Genomic DNA, 999 nt, shown 5'->3' with positions numbered 1-999 from the left:
CGCTGCGCCTCCGCAGGCTCCGGCCGCGCAGCCGCCGCGTGCCGCCGCGCCCCGCGCTCCCGTGCCCGTGACGGATGGACCGACGGTGCGCGCGTCCGCGTCACCGGCGGATGCGACGGTGCGTTCCGCCGCACCCCAGGCCGATGCGACGGTGCGTTCCGCCGCGCCCGCGCGAACCGTCACGCCGCATCCCGATGCGACAGTGCGTGCCGCCGCGCCCCAGGCTGATGGGAACGTGCGTGCCCCGGCGCCGCAGGCCGAGGCCGGCGTTCGCGCGGCGCAGCGTGCACCTGCTCCGCCGATGGACGCGGCCGCGCGGGCCTCCGGACCGCAGGCCGATGCAACGGCTCGCGCCTCCGCGCCGCCTGCGGAAGGCCAGATCCGGGCTCCCGCGCAGCCTGAGCGCGCCGCGGCTCCCCGCGTGGCCACGCCCGCTGCCGCCGCGCCCGTGCCTCCGCGCGCCGCGCAGCCTTCCGCGCACGCACCGTCCGGTGCCGTGCTCCCGCCGCGCCCCGCTGCCGTGCAGCCGCCGAATGCGGCCCCACAGGCCGCGAGCGCCCCGCCGCGCGCCGCGCCCACGGCCGCCCTGTCGGATGCGGGCTTCCAGAATCCTGGCGTCGCCGTGCCTCGCGCGGCGCAGGCCCCGGTGAACGCGGAGCCCCGTCCAGGCTCCGTGCCCACGCCGGCCTACGGGACGGAGGCCCATGGCGCGCGTCCCGTGCCGGCGCCCGGTCTGCCCCGTCGCGAAGCCGCCCCCGCGCAGGCCCAGGCTGCCTCCGGTCTTCCTCGGATGGAGGCTTCCGCCCAGACTCCGGCCGCGTCGGGCCTCCCGCGCATGGAAGCGCCCGCGCAGGCTCCGGTTTCCTCGGGCCTTCCGCGCCGCGACGCCGCGCCGGCCCTGTCGCACGATTCAGACGCGTCCTTCCTTCCCCCGTTGGAGACTCCGGCCTTCGCCGCCGCCTCCGAGTCACCCGCCCCGGGAGTGTCCCGCATGGAAGC

At 79.3% G+C, this 999-nt stretch carries 1 pseudogene; it reads left to right on the top strand.

Annotated features, from left to right (window positions below):
- A pseudogene (locus tag D7X74_RS44750) lies at positions 1–999 on the top strand (hypothetical protein); the annotation flags it as partial.

The sequence above is a fragment of the Corallococcus sp. CA047B genome (assembly GCF_003612065.1).
GTDB classification, from domain to species: Bacteria; Myxococcota; Myxococcia; order Myxococcales; family Myxococcaceae; genus Corallococcus; species Corallococcus praedator.
Note: the sequence above shows the minus strand (reverse complement) of the source record. Positions and strands in the feature narration are given on the sequence as shown.